This is a genomic window from Marivita sp. (genome assembly GCF_017643905.1).
Lineage (GTDB): Bacteria > Pseudomonadota > Alphaproteobacteria > Rhodobacterales > Rhodobacteraceae > Marivita.
Window position 1 is genome coordinate 1 of record NZ_JAEPMO010000255.1, and the last position, 3,511, is coordinate 3,511.

The following is a 3,511-nucleotide window of genomic DNA, read 5'->3' on the forward strand; positions in this document are numbered from 1 at the left end:
AGAGATATGGACATGGCTGTCGATCCCGCCGGGCAGGGCGATCAGCCCGGTGGCGTCGATCACCTCGGTCCCGGCGAGGTCATGGCCCAAGGTTGCAATCACGCCGCCTTTGATGCCGATCTCGCAGTGGGTTGTGCCGCTGGCAGTCACCACACACGCGCCTTTGATCACCAGATCATGGGTCATGGGTCATTCTCCTGCGATGATGCTGGCAAGGGCGGGTGACAGGCCTTTGGAGGGCTTTGCCGCCGGTCTCGCCACGCGCTGGCCATAGGCCGGGGCAAGGCGCACGAGGCTCATCGCCTGCGCTGTGGCGGCAGCGATGGGATCGATCAGTAACCCATCGACCTCGTTTGCGATGTCCTTTGCCAGTCCTGCCAAGGGCGCACCGCCAAGGATCACAACATCTGCTCCGTCTGCGGATGTGGCTTGGCCGACCAGCTCGATCAGGTCGGATCGCAACTCGGTTGCCACATTGTCGACCGAGGCAGGCGCAATCTTGGGGCATCTCACACCTGTAAAGCGCGCCTCCAAACCGGTCTGACGGACGCAATCCGTGTACCACCGCGCCATATGCGGAGAGAACGTGACTACCGAAAAGCGGTCACCCAGCATCGCGGCGGTCATGATCGCCGCTTCGGCCATGCCCACCACGGGAAGGTTGAACAATTCGCGGGCAGCGACCAGACCAGGGTCGCCAAAGGCCGCAACGATGACGGCGTCAACGCTGTCATGATGATCCGCAATCATTTCAAGGACATGCGCTCCGGCAATCTGGGCTTCGGCGCGCGATGAGATATAGGGAAAGCCCTGCGCTGCAGTCAGCGCGACGATCTCGGCAGCTTCACCCGCAAGGTCTTGCGCCACGCGCGCCATTGGTCCGGTCATCGCTTCGGTCATGTTGGGGTTGATCATGAGCAGACGCATCAGGCGATGTCCTTCAGCAGAGATTCCAGAAGTTGCGCCGCGCCGATCAATGCGCCGTCTTGCCCAGCAGGCGCGATCAATTGCAGGCCCAGCGGCAATCCGTTTCCATCGACGCCGCAGGGCAGAGACAGAGCTGGCACTCCGGCGTGGTTCACCTGCGGGGTGAAGGCGGCATGGTCGCGGGGGCCAGCAGGTTGACCTGCGATGGTTTCAGGGGCGGACAATTCAGCAGGCCATGCCGGGCAGGGCGTGGTTGGGGTCGCGATGATCCCGTAACGGTCCAGCGCCGCACGCAGAACCGAGCGCATTCTGTAAGAAGTTTGGTGTGCAGCGGCGACATCGACGCCAGTCAGTGAAAGCCCGGTTTCGATCTGTTTGGCGATTATCGGATCGAAGATGTCGGGCGTGTCGCGCCACACGTGGCCATAGGCTTGCGCAAGGCCCGCGAATTGAAGCGGAAGGATATCGTGCCCCTTAATGCCGCCCCAGTCGATCTCTGCCGACTGAACCGTTATGCCTGCTTGGCCAATCGCCTGCATCACCTCAGAAAAGTTCCGGGCGACATCCGGTTCGACCACCTGTCCCGTCCCGAAATCGGGGCTGGCCGCGATGCGGAGCGTGTCTGGTGCGGCTGCGTGGACGCCAGCCATGACCTCCATCGCGAGTGCAATATCCCCCATATTGCGGGCGATGGGGCAGATCACCGATATGCCCCAAACCGGTTCCGGAAAGCTCGGGCCGTAGGGGATGAGATCATAGGTCGGTTTCATCCCGCACAGACCTGTGTGGGCCGGGGGGCGGCGGCTTGACCCGCCTGCATCGGTGCCAAGGGCAAGCGGTACGATTCCCGCAGCCACCGCCGCGACTGACCCGCCGGACGATCCACCCGGACCCAGTGTCAGGTCCACTGGATTGCGTGTGATGCCGTGATGCGGGGAATTGGTGGCGCCCTTGCAACCAAACTCAGAACAGGTTGCAATGCCCAGGATCATCGCTCCGGCGGTGCGCAGACGGCGCACGGATTCAGCATCCTCGGGCGCAATGTGATCTGCAAAAAGCCGCGATCCCTGCGACACCCGCAAGCCTTTTACCCAGATATTGTCCTTGATCAGCACAGGCACTCCGGCCAGCGGCAGGTTTTCCCCGGCTGAAAGGCGCTGCGTCACGCGGTCGGCCTCGGCTTCGAAATCGGGGTTCATGTGGCAGATGGCGTTGATCGCGGGATTGCGCTCTGCTGCGCGGGCCAGCGTTTCCGCGACGATCGCCGCTGGCGTGATGTCACCGCGGCGGACTGCGGCGGCCAGATCGCGGGCGGTCAGGTCAAGCGCGCTCATGTCATCTCTCCATGCTGTGCGGCCCAATGGCGGGCAATGTCACGACGTGGCGCGATCCAAACGCCGGGCGTGCCCGCGATATGGGACAGAACTGTCTCCAACCCGCCGATGCGTGCTGGACGACCGATGATCCGCAGATGCAAACCGATGGACATCATCCGCGCGGCGTTTGCGCCCTCGGCATACAGCCGGTCGAACCCGGCGATCACGTAGTCGGAAAAGTCCCGCGCCTGAACGAACCCGCCACCCGGCGAGAACCGCATGTCATTGGTGTCAAACGCATAAGGCAGCACGACATGGCTACCCTCCAAATAGGGGATGTCGTCGTCATAGGCGTTGCTGTCATAGGTAAAGCCGCCATGTTCCATCAGCAACGCACGGGTATGCGGCGAGGTGGCCGAGCGGGTGTGCCAGCCAACCGGCGCGACGCCAGCAATTTCGGTCAGGGTGGCGTGGGTTCTGGCAATCACTGCGCGTTCTTTATCGGGGTCCCAGCCCGCATGGGTTTCCCAGCGCCAGCCGTGGCAGGACACCTCGTGCCCGCGCGCGACCAGATCTTGGATCAGCCAGGGTGTGCGTTCCGCAGCGCGTCCGCAGGTTGAGAAGGTGGCCTTGACGCTGTGATGGTCGAATGCGTCAGCGATCCGCTTGTACCCCTGACGCGGGCCATAGCCGAAGTGGCTTTCCATACAGGGGTCCGGCGCGCCTTTCACCTCTTCGACGGACTCGTAGCGCGCTTCGTTGCGCTCGTCCCCGTCACCGATGGACAACTCCGCGCCTTCCTCGACATTCACGACAAAGGACACGGCCAGCCTTGCGTCATCCGGCCAGCACGGCGCGGGTTCTGCGCCGAAATATCCCTTCAGATCGCGCCTCATCCCTGGATCATCCGGTTGAGGCCTACGGTCCGTGCGCCGACGACCAAGGCGATGACGGCCATCAGGATCAGGCCCGAGGACATGGCCGCAAGCGAAGGATCTGGCTGTTCCTCAAGGTATTGGAGCATCTTGATCGGCAGCGTCTTATTGCGGGCGTCCGTCAGGAAAATGGAGATTGGGTAATTGTCCATCGACGCTAGAAAGGCGAACAGGCCGCCGGTCAGGTAGGCGGGGGCCAGATTGGGCACAAGCACCTTGAGAATGGCCTTGGGGTAGGACAGACCCAGCGTTCGCGCGGCGTCTACCAGCGAGAAATCGAACGCCGACATCGACGCCAGCAAGGTGCGCATCACGAAGGGCAGGGTGATCACG

General features: G+C 62.8%; 4 protein-coding genes and 1 pseudogene. All 5 read right to left on the minus strand.

Annotation, left to right across the window (positions count from 1 at the left end; translation table 11 throughout):
• Positions 1 to 186, minus strand: a pseudogene (locus JJ869_RS22785) (dihydropyrimidinase); the annotation flags it as partial.
• Positions 187 to 189: 3 nt separating this feature from the next.
• Positions 190 to 927: an aspartate/glutamate racemase family protein gene (locus tag JJ869_RS22790; RefSeq protein ID WP_292271141.1), complete on the minus strand. Its 738-nt coding sequence runs from the start codon at positions 925 to 927 to the stop codon at positions 190 to 192.
• Positions 927 to 2,261: an amidase gene (locus tag JJ869_RS22795; RefSeq protein ID WP_292271144.1), complete on the minus strand. Its 1,335-nt coding sequence runs from the start codon at positions 2,259 to 2,261 to the stop codon at positions 927 to 929. The genes JJ869_RS22790 and JJ869_RS22795 overlap by 1 nt, the downstream gene beginning before the upstream one ends.
• Positions 2,258 to 3,139: a polysaccharide deacetylase family protein gene (locus tag JJ869_RS22800; protein ID WP_292271146.1), complete on the minus strand. Its 882-nt coding sequence runs from the start codon at positions 3,137 to 3,139 to the stop codon at positions 2,258 to 2,260. Before JJ869_RS22800 ends, JJ869_RS22795 begins: the two co-directional genes overlap by 4 nt.
• Positions 3,136 to 3,511 (minus strand): ABC transporter permease subunit (locus tag JJ869_RS22805; protein ID WP_292271148.1); only part of this gene is annotated, 376 nt, incomplete at its 5' end. The genes JJ869_RS22805 and JJ869_RS22800, both read right to left, overlap by 4 nt.